Raw genomic sequence first — 16,599 nt, forward strand, 5'->3', positions numbered from 1 at the left:
ACGACCCGCAGCCCCGAAGGGACCACTGTGAGACGTCACCGCCTGAGGACCACCCCCCACCGCTCCCCGCGTTCCCTCGCGCGCCTCGGCGTCGCGCTGCTGCTCACCGTCGCCGCGGGTGTCGGCGCCGGCGGCGCGGCGGCGCCCGGCACCGCACCCGGCGGCGCACAGCCCCGGGCCGCCGAGCCGGCCGCGCTGGACTCCGTCATCCCCGCCCCCGCCGCCGTCGCCCCCGGCGGCAGCCCGTACGAGATCACCGCCGCCACCGGCATCCGGGTGCCCTCCGGCAGCTCCGCCGCCGCCGGCTCCGCCCGCGACGCCGGCGAGTACCTGGCCGGCGTGCTGCGCCCCTCGACCGGCTTCGAGCTGCCCGTCGGCAGCAAGTCCGGCGACGTCGAGCTGCGGCTGAACGCCAAGCTGAAGAAGGCCGTCGGCACCGAGGGCTACGAGCTGACCTCCGGCGCCGGCGGCGTGCTGATCACCGCCGCCGCCCCCGCCGGGCTCTTCCACGGCGTGCAGACGCTGCGCCAGTTGCTGCCCGCGGCCGTGGAGGCGGGCACCCAGCAGGACGGGCCGTGGCTGGTGGCCGGCGGCCGGATCACCGACGAGCCCCGCTTCGCGTACCGCAGCGCGATGCTGGACGTCTCCCGGCACTTCTTCACGGTCGAGCAGGCCAAGCGCTACATCGACCAGCTCGCGCTGTACAAGTACAACACCCTGCACCTGCACCTGACCGACGACCAGGGCTGGCGGCTGGCCATCGACTCCTGGCCGAACCTCGCCGAGTACGGCGGCAGCACGCAGGTCGGCGGCGGGCCCGGCGGCTACTACACCAAGGACCAGTACCGCGACCTCGTCGCGTACGCCGCGAGCCGCCACATGACCGTCGTGCCCGAGGTCGACATGCCCGGCCACACCAACGCCGCCCTCGCCTCCTACGCCGAGCTGAACTGCGACGGCGTCGCCCCGCCGCTGTACACCGGCACCAGCGTCGGCTTCAGCTCGCTGTGCGTGCCGAAGGAGGTCACGTACGACTTCGTGGACGACGTCGTGCGCGAGCTGGCCGAGCTGACGCCCGGCCCGTACCTCCACATCGGCGGCGACGAGGCCCACTCCACCCCGCACGACGAGTACGTCGCCTTCATGGACCGCGCCCAGGAGATCGTCGGCAAGTACGGCAAGACCGTGATCGGCTGGCACCAGCTCGCCGGCGCGAACCCCGTCGAGGGCGCCGTCGCCCAGTACTGGGGCACGAGCGGCAACGACCAGGAGGTCATCGACGCGGCCAAGGCCGGCACGCCGCTCGTCCTGTCGCCCGCCAACAGGACGTATCTGGACATGAAGTACCACGCGCAGACGCCCCTCGGGCTGAGCTGGGCCGGGTACGTCGAGGTGCGGCAGTCCTACGACTGGGACCCCGGCACGTACATGGGCGGCGGCGTGCCCGAGAGCGCGGTCCTCGGCGTCGAGGCGCCGCTGTGGTCGGAGACGCTGTCGACCAGCGACCAGATCGAGTTCATGGCCTTCCCGCGCGCCGCGGGCGCCGCCGAGCTGGGCTGGTCCCCCGCCGCGAAGCTCGGCTGGGACGGCTACCGCGACCGGCTGGTGGCGCAGGGCCCGCGGTGGGACGCGATGGGCATCGACTTCTACCGCTCGACGCAGGTGCCCTGGGAGTGACCCCCCGGCAGGAGGCACGGGCCCGCCTCCCCCCGGCGGCTGCCGGTCCGCGGCGCAGCCGCGGAGCCCGCGGAGGGGAGGCGGTGGGGGGACGGCCCGCACCGCTCGGCACGGCTGGAGACCACGGCCTCCGCGCCGTCCCGAGGAACGCTACGCACGCTAGTGGCCCCGACTCCGGCAAAGCGCCCAACCCGGGCGCGGAGCACCAGGCTTAAGGCTCTCTTGAGGAACGCATCGGAAGCGCTTAATCCGCGCGCCGCCCCGGACGGGGCAGCCGCCCCGGCGGCGCGCGGAGAGCGCGCCGCCGCGGGCGGCCGTCCGCTCAGGTGCCGCCGAGCTTCACCTCCCGCGGCGCGCCGTTGCTGCCGCTCCAGCCGGCGTTGAAGCCGAAGGAGACGGAACCGCCGTCCGGCACCGCGCCGTTGTACGGGGCGTTGCGGCAGCTCACCCTGGTCCCGGACTGGGTGCAGACGGCGTTCCAGGCGTTCTGGAGGCGCTGTCCGTCGGGGAAGTCCCACTCCGCGGTCCAGCCGTCGAGGGCGGCGCCGTCGCAGGAGATCGTGACGGTGCCGGTGAAGCCGCCGGGCCACTGGCTGGGCACGCTGTACGCCGCGGCGCACTCCTCGCCCGGGCCCGGGCCGGGGCCGCCGCCGGCGGCGCCGAGGTCGTCGGCGTAGCCGGCGATCCAGGCGAGCGGGGCGTTCCAGTTGATCGTGACCTCGTTGGTCGAGTACGACTCGATGTCGTCGATGTAGCACATCGCCGGCGGGCAGCCGGTCAGCTCCCGCTGCGCGACCGGGTCCTCCAACTGCGAGTCCGGGCCGCCGGCCAGCGCCCCGGCGGGCGGGTTGGGCAGGCTCGGGTCGAGCTGGTTCGCCCAGTGCCGGTGGTGCTGGTTCTTCGAGTCGCGCTCGCCGTAACCGGTGACGTACGACTGGTTGAGCGGGTTGCGGCCCAGCACGTAGTCGAGGCCCGTGAGCACGGCGTCGCGGTAGCCGGCCTCGCCGGTCAGGCCGTGCGCGGTGGCCAGGACGACCATGTTGTTGAGCACCTGGCTGTTGGAGCCCCAGACGTAGCGGCCGCCGTCGGGGGCGTACGGGAGGCCGTAGGCGGCGTTCGCGGCGTCGGCCGCGTAGCCGTCGGCGGCGTCGGTGACCATGCCCCGTACGACCGCGCGCTGCGCGTCCGTCAGCCCGCTGTCCACGGTGGCCAGGTCCAGCGCGCCGAGCCCGGCGGTGGCGCCCCACGACATGCCGCCGCCGGGGAAGACCGCCTCGGCGTCGCCGTGCAGGGGCGAGCCGAGCACGTCCTGGAGGTAGGCGTCCTCGCCGGTGGACAGGTACAGCTCGGCGGCGGCCCAGTAGAACTCGTCGCTCACCTCGCCGTCGCTGTACGCGCCGCCGCCGGTGCCGTCGTTCGGGTCGGCGAGCCGGTCCGGGTGCGCCTCGGCCGCGGCGTAGGCCGTACGGGCCGCGGCCAGGCAGCGGTCGGCGAAGTCGGCGTCGAAGTCCGCGTAGAGCCGCGCGCACTGCGCGCCGGTGGCGGCGAGGTTGAGCGTCGCGGCGGTGGACGGCGGGTGCAGCTCGCGCGGCTGCGCGTCCTCGTGCGGCAGCGTCGGCAGGCCGGTCCACTGCGCGTCGTGCAGCTTGTGGTGCGCCATGCCGGCCAGTTCCTCGCCGGCGGGGACCTGCATGGCGAGCAGGAACTCCAGTTGCCAGCGCGCCTCGTCGAGCACGTCGGGCACGCCGTTGCCGCGCTCGGGCACGGCGAGCTTGCCGTCGCCGATCGGCTCGCCGTCGGCGCCGTCGGTGGTCAGGGTGCGCTCGTACGCGCCCATCACCTGCGCGGCGGCGATGCCGCCGTTGACGACGTACTTGCCGTGGTCGCCCGCGTCGTACCAGCCGCCCGCGGCGTCCAGCGTGTAGTCGCAGACCCCCGGCTGGCACGGCACGTCGTCGTCGCCCTGGTTGGGCGCGACGCCGACGTGTCCGGCGGGCCTGGCGTACTCCTCGCCGACCAGTTCGGCGTCGATCTCGATGCCGCTGCGGTTGTGGTAGAAGTACGCGAGCGCGTCGGTGCGCAGCTTGCCGTAGATGTCGTCGCCGATGGTGAACGGCTCGCTGGTCTCGCCGTCGATCGTGACGGTGTAGCCCTCGCCGGCCTCGGTGAAGTCGCCGAAGGCGAAGGTGTGCACGTTCTCCAGCGAGGTCGGGTCGGTGCCCGCGGGCACGGTGGTGCCGCTCGCCTGCTCGGTGCCGTCGGCGGCGTTCAGGGTCCAGTCGAGCGGCTGCGTCGCCTCGGTGACGAAGGTGCCGTTCTTCGGCCCCTCGGTGAGGTAGCCGACCTGGTTGACGCGCACCGGGGAGCCGGTGTCCGGGTCGTACGGGGGCTGTTCCGCACCGCCGCGCAGCGAGACGTCGTCGACGCAGAAGGTGTACGCCGTGTCGCTGCCGCCGATCTGGAACGCGAGCTGGGCGGCGTCGTCCGCGGCGGTGGCCGTGAAGACGTGCTCGAAGGTCTGCGGGGTCTGCGTCACCTGGTCCGCGGAGGAGAAGAACTGGCCCCACGGCTCCACGGCCTGCTGCACGTTGGTGCGGACCGTCACCGGCGCGGTGGCGGTCGCGGTGTAGCTCAGGGCGTAGGTCTCACCGGCGGCGAGCGGCAGGTCGTCCTGGCCGACGATGGCGTCCCACGGGTTGACGGTGCCGGCGGGCACGTCGGCGCAGAGCCGCCCGTCCACCACGGCGCCGGGGCTGTCCGGCGTCCACCACCAGGGGGCGGTGCCGGCGTCGAAGCCGCCGTTGACGATCAGCTCGGGGCCCTCGTCGGCCGCGACGGCGCCGGGCGCGGCGAGCGCTCCGGCGACCAGTGCGGCGGCGAGGGCACGGGGTATGTGCCGTCTCACGGAAGGGGTCCTTTCGACAGGGGGGTGGGGGCGGGGCGCGGCCGCACCCCTCGTCGTCACGGCCGCGCCCCTCGGGCGGGTTCGACCCGCGGTCGTACCGCGGCCGGTGCGTACCCGCCGGATGTCCGACGCGGTACGCACCGGCCGCGCGCCGGCATCAGGGCTCAGTGCCCCACACCGGCGAGCCGGCGACGTACGCGACGACTCGGGGCGCGTCGATGTACGTGCCGGTGGTGGTGGCGCGGCTGTAGTCGTCCGACTCGTCGAAGGCGGACCAGTCGGTCTTGTTCAGCCGCAACTGGACGTCGCCGGTGGAGGCGCCCGCCGCGAGGCTGCCGGCGCCCGCGGTGAAGCCGACCTCCAGGTAGTGCGTGGCGCCGGCCCTGCCGCCGCCGGCCGCGACCACGCGGTGCGTGACGTTGGCGGCGCCGAGCTGGGCGTAGTCGCAGTGGGTGCCGTAGGTGGTCGCGCCGGACTCGCCGCTGAACCAGTAGCGCAGGGTCAGCGTCGACAGGCTCAGCGCGCCCCCGCCGGTGTTCACGATCCGCAGGCCGGGCTTGATCTGGTTGTCGGTGAGGGCCTGGTCGTTGTTGCGGTACTCGACCTTCACCGCCCCGGTGCCGGTGCCCGTTCCGGTCGTCGCCCGCACCGTGGCCGAGTGCGGCGAGGCGTTGCCCGCCGCGTCCCGGGCGGTGACCGTGTAGGCGTACGCGGTGGCGGCGGCGAGCCCGCTGTCGGTGAAGGACGTCGAGGTCGCGCTGCCGACGGGGGTGCCGTCGCGGTACACGTCGTACGCCGTCACCCGCACGTTGTCCGTCGCGGCGGTCCAGGCCAGCGCGACGCTGCTCGCCGTGGTGCCGGTGACCCGCAGCCCGCCCGGCGCGGTCGGCGGCTCGGTGTCGTCGCCGGGGCCGCCGGGGGTCTCGCCGCCGAGCAGCTCGCCGTAGGCGGCGAGGGCGAGCGCGAGGGCGGCCTGGGCCCAGAAGCGGTGGTACGTGAACACCGGCGCGGCGCCGCCGTCGAGATACGTCTGCACCTTCTCCCAGTCCGGGTCGTCCCGGTACCAGGGGCGCAGGCCGATGAAGGTGACGCCGGGCTCGATGGGGTCGCCGTACGGGGAGGTGCCGGACCAGCCGGCGGGCACGTAGACCTCGTCCTCGAAGCGGTTGTAGTCGCGGCGGGTCTCGGGGACGGCGATGCCCTTGTCGTCGGCGTGCGCGGCCATCGCGTCGAGCAGCGCCTTGGCCAGCGCCGCGGCATCCGCGTCCTCGGCCCGGGCGGCGTAGTAGACCAGCGTCATGACCAGCGCGGCGCCGACGCCGACGTCGTCTGCGTAGTCCACGACCTCCACGTGCAGGCCGGCGTTGTCGCCCGGGTTGTTCGCGTTCCAGGTGTCGGGGGCGCCGGTCCAGCGCATCGTGGACGGGAAGCGGTAGCTGCCGTCGGCGCCGACGGTGGTCTCGGCCGAGGCCCAGGCCACCCACTTGGCGAGGACCGCCTCGGCGTCGGCGTTGCCGGTGGCGTGGTAGTACTGCGCGACGCGCTCCATGCCCCAGACCTGGAAGCCGAACCAGTTGTTGCTGGGCGGGTCGTGGTAGACGGGCTGCCAGTCGTACGGCATGCCGTAGAAGGTGGGCGTACCGGCGGGCGGGGCGCTGTAGCTGCCCTCCCAACTGTTGGTGCAGCCGCCGGCGAGCGCGCCCTCGGTGGACTGGAGCCAGCGCAGGAACTCCAGTTGCCGGGTGAGGGACGTGGCCCAGTCGCTCTTCGCGGTGGGCGAGCGCGGGGTCAGCTCGGGGACGGTGGACAGCGCCCAGGCGGCGAAGGGGTTCTGGTAGCCCTGGTGGGAGGCCCCGTCGCCGATGCGCCAGGCCCAGCCGCCGCCGGTGCCGGTGGAGCCGCCCCAGGCGTAGTACCAGGACAGCAGGTAGTGCTGGGAGGTGCGGCCGGTGCCGGCGGGGCAGCCGGTGGGGCTGTCGCAGTCGCCGATCTGCTTGAAGTACTTGTCGAACATGGCGTAGCGCAGGTAGTCGCCCATCTTCGCGGCCCGCGCCACGGACTCCGCCACCTGGCTCTCGTTGCCCTGTTCCCGGGCCCAGGTCAGCGCCCAGTACGCGGCCTGCACGGCGCGCGCGTCGGCGTCGGGCGCGTTGGTGTACTTCCACTGCCGGGCGTAGGAGGCGTCGTCGACGAAGAGGTCGAGGTATCCGTTGGGGCCGCCGAACTCGAAGAGGTCCGTCGTCGGCTGCGGGATGGTCTCCCAGACGGACTCCTGGGAGCCGCGCTGGTAGCTGTTGATGAACGACGCGCCGGGGCCGGGCCCGTTCTGGCCGCCGGTGCCGGGGGTGTTGCCGTAGCCGTAGACGTTGTCGAGGTCCATCAGCCAGTGCATGCCGTAGATGTCCATCGTCCCGTACGCCGAGGCCAGTTCGGCGGCGATGGGGTCCTGCCCGACGGGCACGGCGGGGTCGAGCTGGGAGGGGTAGGACGAGACCTCGGGGTGCTCGGGCGCGTAGGTGGCGGGCGAGCCCGGCTGGTACGAGCCGCTGGTGGCCTGGTCGGCGTGCGGCGGGATGATGGACCGCTCGGCGGTCTCCCAGGCGCCGTTGAACGGGCCCCAGTCGCCGGTGACCCTGCCGTACGCGGCCTCCAGCCAGATCCAGAAGCTGAACGCCTCCGAGGTGGTCTGGTGGCCGTGGTCGGGCGCCTCGACGATCAGGGTCTCGACGCAGTGGTAGGGGATGCCGTCGGGGCTGAAGTACCCGCCGGCCGGGTCCTTGATCTTCTCGTACTGGGCGAGGAAGGCGTCGGTGTACGGGGTGGCGGCGACGGCCTTCGTACGCCCGCCCGCCGGTGCCTGGGCGGCGTGGGCGGTGCCGCCGGCCAGGGCCTGCCCGGCGCCGAGGGCGACGAGCGCGCCGCCTGCGGCGGTGCTGAACGATCTTCGCGACAGCCGTGCGGGCTCGTCGGGAGTGCGGGGTGCGTGCACGAATCCTCCTGGACTTGGAAGGTGTTCGGGCGTGCGGACTCGCGAGCGGACGGCGTGGGGGGACAGCCGGGCCGGGCGCACGGGGCCTGTGTGCGCCCGGCCCGGCTGAGCAGACCGGACGGGGGTGGGCTGGGCGTGGTTCGCCCCCGTCCTCTCCTCCGGAAGGGAGGTGCAAGTCTTGAAGCGTGGGAGCGCTCCCAATCTCCCGAAGGGCTATGCACCTGTCAAGGCTTCGGACAGAAGTCGACCCGGGGGCAGGCCCGTTGCACGGTACGGACCGGAGCGCCGACCCCCGCACGCGTACGGGGCGGACCCGCGACCGGGCCCGCCCCGTCGACCGTTCCGGCCCCCGCGAGGGGCCGCCCGCTCACCCCGAGGCGCGTACCACCAGCTCCGTCGGCAGCACCACGTGCCGCCCCTCCGCGCCGCCCTCGGCGCCGAGCCCGTCGAGCAGCACCCGCACCATGGCCCGGCCCATCTCCTCGGTGGGCTGCCGGACGCTGGTGAGCGGCGGGTCGGTGTGCCGGGCCACCGGCGAGTCCTCGAAGCCGACCACCGCCACCTCGTCCGGCACCGCCCGGCCGGCCGCGCGCAGCACCTGGAGCGCGCCCGCCGCCATCACGTCGGAGGCGGCGAAGACCGCGTCCAGCCCGGGCCGCCGCTCCAGCAGCTCGCGCATCGCCCGCCGGCCGCCCTCCTCGGTGAAGTCGCCGACGGCGACCAGCCCGGTGTCGTCCTCCCGGCCGGCCGCCCGCAACGCCTGCCGGTAGCCCGCGAGCCGGCAGCTCGCGACGTACATGTCGGACGGGCCGGTGATGGTCGCGATCGCCTCGCGCCCGCGCCCGATGAGGTGTTCGACGGCCGCCCGGGCGCCGCCGGTGTTGTCCGAGTCGACGTACGGCACGGACTCGCTCGCCGCCCGGCGGCCGTTGAGCACCGCCGGCAGCCCCATGGCCGCCAGCATCTCCGGCAGCGGGTCGCCCTCGTGCACGGAGACCAGCAGCACGCCGTCGACCCGGTCGGCGCTCAGATACGCCGCCAGCCGCTCCCGCTCGCGCGGCGAGCGGATGAGGGTCAGCAGGAGTTGCTTGTCCGTCTCCGCCAGCTCCGCGCTCACCCCGCGGACGATGTCCGAGAAGTACGGCTCGGAGAAGAGCCTCGTCTCCGGCTCGGGGATCACCAGCGCCACCGCGTCCGCGCTGCCGGCCGCGAGCGCCCGCGCCGCGCGGTTGGGCACGTAGCCCAGCTCCGCGACCGCGCGTTCGACCGCCGTCCGTGCCTGCTCGCTGACCTGGTCCGATCCGTTGATCACCCGGGACACCGTCCCCCTGCCCACACCGGCTCGCGCGGCAACCTGCTCCAGCGTTGGTCTGCCGCCGCGCCCGCCGCGCGCCACCGGCGTACGCCGATCCCTGACCGCCATTCCACCCTCCCGCGTTATGGCTGTCTGCTGACTGTCCGATTCTCGCCCCCGCCCCCGGTCCGCGGGCCGCACCGAAGCTAACAGCCGCGTAACGGGACCCGGTCGAGATGTCCGGTCCCTTGACACCCCCTCGCCGACAGGCCACCCTTCAACCAATCACTTCTGGGAGCGCTCCCACTCTACTCGACCCATAGAGAACCCGCACGAAAAGCCCGCCCGAGCCGCCACTCCCGATCCCCCTCGTAGACCTCCGGCAGGAGCGGCACGTGTCAGGGCGCTAGGAGGATGCAGTGCGCAGTTACCGCACGACCCGACGGGCCGTGGGCCTTTTGGCCGCAGCCGCTCTGGGCACCGGGTTGCTCAGCGCGTGCGCGAGCGATGACGACGACGGCTCGAAGACCGACTCCGGGGACGGGGGCGGCGGGAAGACCACCCTCACCATGGGGCTCTTCGGCACCTTCGGCTTCGAGGAGGCCGGGCTCTACGACGAGTACGAGAAGCTCAACCCGGACATCACGATCAAGCAGGACGTGATCGAGCGGAACGAGAACTACTACCCCGCGCTCCTCAACCACCTGACGAGCAACAGCGGTCTGGCCGACGTCCAGGCCATCGAGGTCGCCAACATCGCCGAGGTCGTCGACACCCAGGCCGACCGGTTCATGGACCTCGGCAAGGTCGACGGCGCCTCCGAGGACGCCTTCCTCGACTGGAAGTGGCAGCAGGCCACCGCCGACGACGGCAAGACCATCGGGCTCGGCACCGACGTCGGCCCCATGGCCGTCTGCTACCGCAAGGACCACTTCAAGGCGGCGGGCCTGCCCACCGACCGCGAAGAGGTCGCCGAGCTGTGGGCGGGCGACTGGGAGAAGTTCCTCGACGCCGGCCGGGACTTCAAGGACAACGGCCCCGAGGGGGTCGCCTGGGTGGACTCCGCAGACGCCGTGTACGACGGCGCCATCGCGTCCAGCTCGGGCAAGTACTACGACGAGTCCGGCGAGGTCATCTACAAGGACAGCCCGGACGTCGAGGCCGCCTGGGGCATCGCCTCCACCGCCGCCGAGGAGAAGCTCACCGGCAACCTGGAGCAGTTCACCAAGCAGTGGGACCAGGCGATGAGCAACGGCGACTTCGCCACCATCTCCTGCCCGGCGTGGATGCTCGGCTACATCCAGGAGAAGGGCGGCGACAAGGCCGAGGGCAAGTGGGACGTGGCCCGGTCGCCCAAGCCCGGCAACTGGGGCGGCTCCTTCCTCGGCGTCCCCGAGTCCGGCCCGAACAAGGACGAGGCCGCCAAGCTCGTCGCCTGGCTGACCGCGCCCGAGCAGCAGGCCAAGCTCTTCGCCGAGCGCGGCAACTTCCCGAGCGCCCCGCCCGCGTACGACATGGACGCGGTCAAGACCGCCACCAACCCGTACTTCGGCGACGCCCCGATCGGTGAGCTGTTCTCGGCCTCCGCCGAGGAGATCCCGGTCCAGACGATCGGACCGAAGGACCAGGTCATCGACGACAACATCGGCAACGGCCTCCAGCTCATCGAGCAGGGCAAGCAGGACCCCGACGGCGCCTGGGACGAAGCCGTCAAGGCCGTGGACAACGCACTGGACCAGTGAGACCACCGGCCATGACGCAGACTGGTACGCCCGTGGACGCGCCCCCCTCCACCGAGGGGGGCGCGGCCCCGAAACGGGCCGCGCCCGACGACCGGCGGCAGAGGTGGCGCAGCCGCCGCTACCGGTGGGACGCCAAATTCAGCCCGTACGCCTTCATCTCGCCCTTCTTCCTGTTCTTCGCCGCCTTCGGCCTCTTCCCGCTGCTCTACACCGCGTGGGCCTCGCTGCACCGGGTGGAGCTGACGGCGCCCACCGACATGGAGTGGGCCGGGCTGCACAACTACACGCGGCTGTTCGAGGACCACTTCTTCTGGAACTCGCTGTGGGTCACCTTCACCCTCGCGGTGCTCTCCACGGTCCCGCAGTTGCTGATGGCGATGGGCCTCGCGCACCTGCTCAACTACAAGATGCGCGCCTCCTCCTTCTTCCGGGTGGCGATGCTCGCGCCGTACGCCACCAGCGTGGCGGCGGCGACGCTGGTGTTCGCGATGCTCTACGGCCGCGACTACGGGCTCATCAACTGGTTCTTCGGCCTGTTCGGCGTGGACGAGATCGACTGGAAGAGCGGCGACTGGACCTCGAAGATCGCCATCTCCACGATCGTGATCTGGCGCTGGACCGGCTACAACACCCTGATCTACCTGGCCGCGATGCAGGCCGTGCCGCACGACCTCTACGAGTCCGCGGCGCTCGACGGCGCCTCCCGCTGGAAGCAGTTCCGCTACGTCACCATCCCCTCCCTGCGGCCCACGATCCTCTTCACCGTCGTGGTCTCCACGATCGGCTCGGTCCAGCTCTTCGGCGAGCCGCTGCTGTTCGAGGAGGGCGCGGGCGCGTCCGGCGGCCCGGACCACCAGTTCCAGACCCTGGGTCTCTACCTGTACGAGCAGGGCTGGCGCAACCTGCACCTCGGCCGCGCCGCGGCCATCGCCTGGGTGATGTTCCTGATCCTCGTGGTGATCGGCATCGTCTTCGGCCTGATCTCGCGCCGGCTGCGGAAGAGCTGAAGGGAAGCTCATGGCAACGCTGACAGAGACCGCCCCCGAGACCGAGAGCGCGGCCCCGGCCCGCCGGCGGCGGCGGCGCGCACCGAAGGCCGGGGAGGCGGGCGGCCAGCAGCGGGCGGGCAAGCTGACGTACGCCGTCCTGCTGCTCTTCACCGCGATCTCGCTCTTCCCGCTGATCTGGACCGCGATCGCCGCCTCCCGTACCAACGAGCGGCTGGCGGAGACGCCGCCGCCGCTGTGGTTCGGCGGCAACCTGTTCTCCAACATGGAGACCGCCTGGTCCGACGCGAACATGGGCCTGGCCCTGTTCAACACCACGCTCGTGGCCGGGGCGATCGCCGCGGGCACCGTGCTCTTCGGCACCCTGGCCGGCTTCGCCTTCGCCAAGCTGCGGTTCCGCTTCAAGAACATGCTGATGCTGCTGGTGATCGGCACGATGATGGTGCCGCCGCAGTTGAGCGTGGTGCCGCTGTACATGGCGATCGCCAAGCTGGAGTGGATCGACCAGCTCCAGTCGGTGATCCTGCCGTTCATCGTCAGCGCCTTCGGCGTGTTCTTCATGCGGCAGTACCTGATCCAGGCGCTGCCCACGGAGCTGATCGAGGCGGCCCGGGTGGACGGCGCGAGCAGCGTGCGGGTCATCTGGCACGTGGTCTTCCCCGCCGCCCGGCCCGCGATGGCCGTGCTGGGGATGCTCACGTTCGTGATGGCATGGAACGAGTTCTTCTGGCCGATCATCGCGCTCACCCAGGAGAACCCGACGGTGCAGGTGGCACTCACCAGCCTGGGCCGCGGCTATATCCCCGACCAGTCGGTGATCATGGCCGGCGCACTGCTGGGCACGTTGCCGCTGCTGCTGCTCCTGCTGCTCTTCGGCAAGCAGATCGTCGGCGGCATCATGCACGGCGCGGTCAAGGGCTGAGCGGCCGTGGCCCGTTCGCCCGGCGGCTCCGCCACCCGCGCACCGCCCGGGGGCAGTTGAGAAACGACCGGCCCTCGTTGTCCACGACGTTCGTCACCGCCGAGATTGGGAGCGCTCCCAGATGTCCGACAAAAACGCCACCTTCCCCGAGGACTTCCTGTGGGGCACGGCCACCGCCGCGTACCAGATCGAAGGCGCCGCGCGGGAGCACGGCCGTACCCCCTCCATCTGGGACACCTTCTCGCACACCCCCGGGAAGACCGCGGGCGGCGACACCGGGGACGTCGCCGTCGACCACTACCACCGGCGCACCGAGGACGTACGCCTCATGGCCGGGCTCGGGGTGCGGGCGTACCGCTTCTCCGTCTCCTGGCCGCGCGTCCAGCCCACCGGCCGCGGCCCCGCCGTGCAGCGCGGGCTCGACTTCTACCGCGGGCTCGCCGACGAGCTGCTGGAGGCCGGCATCAAACCGGTGCTCACGCTCTACCACTGGGACCTGCCCCAGGAGCTGGAGACCGCGGGCGGCTGGCCGGAGCGCGACACGGCGCACCGGTTCGCCGACTACGCCCGTCTCGTCGGCGACGCCCTCGGCGACCGCGTCGAGCTGTGGACGACGCTCAACGAGCCGTGGTGCAGCGCGTTCCTCGGCTACGCCGCCGGGGTGCACGCCCCCGGCCGCACCGACCCCGTCGCCGCGCTGCGCGCCGCGCACCACCTCAACCTCGCCCACGGGCTCGCCGCCGACGCGCTGCGCATCGCGCTGCCGGCCCGCGCCCAGATCTCCGTCAGCCTCAACCCCGCGGTCGTCCGGCCGCGTACGGAGTCCGAGGCCGACCGGGACGCGGCCCGCCAGGTCGACGCGCTCGCCACCCGCGTCTTCACCGGCCCGATGCTCGACGGCGCCTACCCGCCCGACCTGCTCGACGACACCGCGCGGCTGACGGACTGGTCGTTCGTACGGGACGGGGACCTGCGGCACATCAGCCACCCGCTGGACTCGATGGGCCTGAACTACTACACGCCCACCGTCGTCTCCGCCGTCTCCGGCGGCACCCGGCCCGAGCGCGCCGACGGCCACGGCGGCGGCGCGCAGTCCCCCTGGCCGGCCGCGGACCACATCGCCTTCCACCAGCCGCCGGGCGAGCGCACCGCGATGGGCTGGACCGTCGACCCCACCGGGCTGACGGAGCTGCTGCTGCGGTTCACCGCGGACGCGCCGGACCTGCCGCTGTACATCACCGAGAACGGCGCCGCGTACGACGACAAGCCGGAGCCGGACGGCTCGGTGCACGACCCGGACCGCATCGCGTACCTGCACGGGCACATCGGCGCCGTGCACCGCGCCATGCGCGAGGGCGCCGACGTGCGCGGCTACTTCCTGTGGTCGCTGCTGGACAACTTCGAGTGGGCGTACGGCTACGGCAAGCGGTTCGGCGCGGTGCACGTCGACTACACCACGCAGCAGCGCACCCTGAAGTCCAGCGCCCGCTGGTACGCGGACGTGGTCCGCGCGGGGGCGCTGCCGCCGCTCGACATCTGACGGACCGGCGCCCGGCGGTACGCCCGACGGGCCGGCACCCGGCGGGCCGGGAGGCCACCGGGCGCCACCGGGACGGCGAGGGTATTCGCAGGCCGGACGGGTGCCGCCGCGTGACGGGCGGGGGTCCGCCGCCGGCACGGCGGTCCCTCGCCTTTCAGGGCGGGGGCCGCCGCCGGGCTACGCGCGCCGCGCACCCGCGCTCGCGCCCGCGGCGGCCCCCGTACCCGCCGCCCCGCCCTTGCCCCCCTTGCCGCCCTTCCCGCCCTTGCCGCCTTTGCCGTCCGTCCCGCCCTTCCGGTACGGGCCGTCCTTGCCGTACGCCCCCTCCGCCCTGCCCGCAGCCGCGCCCTCCTCCACCGCCCGGCCGCGCCGCCCGCGCACCACCCGGTGCCGGCGCCGCTCGCCGTCCGCGGCCGGCCCGGTGCGCAGCGCCAGCCAGAGCCGTATCTCCGCGCCGCCCAGCACCGACCGCCCGATCCGCACGTCCCCGCCCGTCGACTCCGCGACCCGCCGCACGATGTCCAGCCCCAGCCCCGTCGACCCCGGCCCGCCCTGCCCCTGCCCGCGGGCGAGCGCCGCCTCGGCGTCGCGGATGCCGGGGCCGGCGTCGGAGGCGAGCACGATGACGGCGTCGCCGGCGTGGTGCACGTCGACGGAGAAGTCCGTGCCCTCCGGGGTGTGCCGGAAGATGTTGCCGATGAGCGCGTCGATCGCGGCGGCCAGTTCGGCGCGCGCCACCGGCACCTGCACCGGCCGGTCGACCCCCGCCAGCCGCGCGGACCTGCGCTCGTCCTCGGCCAGCGCCGACCAGAACTCCATCCGCTCCCTGATGACCGCGGAGACGTCGCAGCCGACCACCGCCGCCGCCTGCTGCCCGGCGGGCCGGCCGCGCTGCTCGCGCACGGTCGCGATGATCTGGTCGATCTCGCGCTCCAGTTGGGCCACCGCCTGCCGGGTCTGCTCCGCGGCGCCGCTCTCGCCGAGGGAGGCGGCGTTGAGCCGCAGCACGGTCAGCGGGGTGCGCAGCCGGTGGGAGAGGTCGGCGGCCAGCTCGCGTTCGTTGGCCAGCAGCAGCGTGACCTGGTCGGCCATCGAGTTGAACGCCGCCGCGGCCGAGCGCAGTTCGGACGGGCCCGACTCCTCGACCCGGACGCCGAGCTTGCCCTCCCCCAGCTCGTGCGCGGCACCCGCGAGCCGGCGCGCGGGCCGTACCATCCGGGTGCCGAGCCGGTCCGCGACGGCGACGGAGCCCGCGACCAGCGCCAGCCCGACGCCCGCCAGCACCAGCCACGCCAGCGTCACGCCCTCGGTCAGCTCCCCCGCCGGCACGAACACCTCCACGACGGCGACCCGGTCGCCCTCGACGGCGATGGGCTGGAGCAGCGCCTGCCCGCCGTCCACGGCGACCAGCGACGACGTGCCCGCGCCGGAGGCGCGCTCGACGTCCGCCGCGCCGGCGCGCGGCTCCCCGATCCGTACCGCCGACATGCCCTCCGCGCTCCCGCGCGGCACGTGCACCGCGATGCGCCCGCCCGCGCCGGCCTCGGTGCTGCCGACCGCGCGCTCCAACTGCTCGGCGTCGGTGGTGATCGCCAGCGCCGGGCCGATGCCGGCGGCGATCCGCTCGGCGTTGGTCAGCGCCCGGTCGCGGGCCATCTCCTTGACGACCAGCCCCAGCGGCACGGCGAAGGCGACCACGACCATCACCGTGACCGCCAGGCACACCTTGACCAGCGCCCATCTCATGCGGGCGGGATCCCTGCCGGTGGTTCGAGCTTCACGCCGACGCCGCGCAGGGTGTGCAGGTAGCGGGGGTCGGCGGCGGTCTCGCCGAGCTTGCGGCGCAGCCAGGACAGATGGACGTCGATGGTCTGGTCGTCGCCGTACGACTGCCGCCACACCTCGGAGAGCAGCTCCCGCCGCGGTACGACGACGCCGGGCCGCTCGGCGAGGAACGCCAGCATGTCGAACTCGCGGCGGGTCAGGTCCAGTTCGCGGCCGTCCAGCACCGCCCGGCGGCTGCGCAGGTCGATGGCGAGCCCGCCGACGCACAGCTCCCGCGGCGGCGGGACGACGGCGGTGCGGCCCCCGGTGCGGCGCAGCACCGCGCCGAGGCGCGCCTGGAGGTGCTCGACGGAGAAGGGCTTGACCAGGTAGTCGTCGGCGCCGTCGTTGAGGAGGCGGACGATCTCGGACTCGTCGTCCCGCGCGGTGGCGACGATCACCGGTACGTCGGTGATGCCGCGCAGCATCTTCAGCGCCTCGGCGCCGTCGAGGTCGGGCAGCCCGAGGTCGAGGATCACGACGTCGAAGCCGTGGTGCGCGACTTCGCGCAGCGCCTCCAGCGCCGTGCCCACGCTGCGCACGGTGTGGGCGGCGTCCGTCAGATGCCTGATCAGCGCGGAGCGCACGAACTGGTCGTCCTCCACCACCAGCACACTTGCCATGCCCGGCAACGTACGCCAAAAGCGCGGTGTGCGCCGCCCCGCCGGCGACCCCGCGGGGGCGCACGTGGCGGCGGGG

Annotated in this window: 10 protein-coding genes; 5 read left to right on the plus strand and 5 right to left on the minus strand. The window is 73.5% G+C overall.

The annotated features are described in order from the left end of the window. Window positions 1–27: 27 nt before the first annotated feature. Entirely contained in the window at window positions 28–1,677 is a 1,650-nt protein-coding gene (locus QBL21_RS28460) for a beta-N-acetylhexosaminidase (protein ID WP_407565094.1), read from the plus strand. Window positions 1,678–1,999: 322 nt separating this feature from the next. Here the strand turns inward: QBL21_RS28460 and QBL21_RS28465 are convergent, their stop codons facing one another. From QBL21_RS28465 to QBL21_RS28475, 3 genes are all read right to left on the minus strand, one after another. Next, window positions 2,000–4,582, minus strand: coding sequence for a glycoside hydrolase family 9 protein (locus tag QBL21_RS28465; RefSeq protein WP_407565095.1), 2,583 nt, complete (start codon window positions 4,580–4,582; stop codon window positions 2,000–2,002). Between the two features lie 157 nt (window positions 4,583–4,739). Continuing rightward, entirely contained in the window at window positions 4,740–7,571 is a 2,832-nt protein-coding gene (locus QBL21_RS28470; protein WP_407565096.1) for a glycoside hydrolase family 48 protein, read from the minus strand. Window positions 7,572–7,938: 367 nt separating this feature from the next. After that, window positions 7,939–8,994, minus strand: coding sequence for a LacI family DNA-binding transcriptional regulator (locus tag QBL21_RS28475; protein ID WP_407565097.1), 1,056 nt, complete (start codon window positions 8,992–8,994; stop codon window positions 7,939–7,941). A gap of 440 nt (window positions 8,995–9,434) precedes the next feature. On the opposite strand from QBL21_RS28475, the gene QBL21_RS28480 reads away from it, so the two are divergent. The 4 genes from QBL21_RS28480 (at window position 9,435) to QBL21_RS28495 (ending at window position 14,076) form a co-directional block, all read left to right on the plus strand. Then, the gene (locus QBL21_RS28480; RefSeq protein ID WP_407566593.1) at window positions 9,435–10,607 is read left to right on the plus strand and encodes an ABC transporter substrate-binding protein; all 1,173 of its coding nucleotides are present in this window, start codon (window positions 9,435–9,437) and stop codon (window positions 10,605–10,607) included. Between the two features lie 11 nt (window positions 10,608–10,618). After that, window positions 10,619–11,614 carry a carbohydrate ABC transporter permease gene (locus QBL21_RS28485; RefSeq protein WP_407565098.1) on the plus strand — a complete coding sequence of 332 codons (996 nt, stop codon included), beginning with the start codon at window positions 10,619–10,621 and terminating at the stop codon, window positions 11,612–11,614. 10 nt (window positions 11,615–11,624) lie between these two features. Continuing rightward, window positions 11,625–12,536 (plus strand): carbohydrate ABC transporter permease, encoded by a 912-nt coding sequence (locus QBL21_RS28490; protein ID WP_407565099.1) that lies wholly within the window; start codon window positions 11,625–11,627, stop codon window positions 12,534–12,536. A gap of 121 nt (window positions 12,537–12,657) precedes the next feature. Beyond that, window positions 12,658–14,076 carry a GH1 family beta-glucosidase gene (locus QBL21_RS28495; RefSeq protein WP_407565100.1) on the plus strand — a complete coding sequence of 473 codons (1,419 nt, stop codon included), beginning with the start codon at window positions 12,658–12,660 and terminating at the stop codon, window positions 14,074–14,076. Between the two features lie 177 nt (window positions 14,077–14,253). Here QBL21_RS28495 and QBL21_RS28500 read toward each other — a convergent pair whose 3' ends face one another. Together QBL21_RS28500 and QBL21_RS28505 are read right to left on the minus strand one after the other, a co-directional pair. After that, on the minus strand, window positions 14,254–15,822 hold the full coding sequence (locus QBL21_RS28500; RefSeq protein ID WP_407565101.1) for an ATP-binding protein: 1,569 nt from the start codon (window positions 15,820–15,822) through the stop codon (window positions 14,254–14,256). Beyond that, window positions 15,819–16,523 (minus strand): response regulator transcription factor, encoded by a 705-nt coding sequence (locus tag QBL21_RS28505; RefSeq protein ID WP_407565102.1) that lies wholly within the window; start codon window positions 16,521–16,523, stop codon window positions 15,819–15,821. The genes QBL21_RS28500 and QBL21_RS28505 overlap by 4 nt, the downstream gene beginning before the upstream one ends. Window positions 16,524–16,599 lie beyond the last annotated feature (76 nt).

Origin of the sequence: Streptomyces sp. 184, from assembly GCF_045781775.1 — a bacterium.
Lineage (GTDB): Bacteria > Actinomycetota > Actinomycetes > Streptomycetales > Streptomycetaceae > Streptomyces.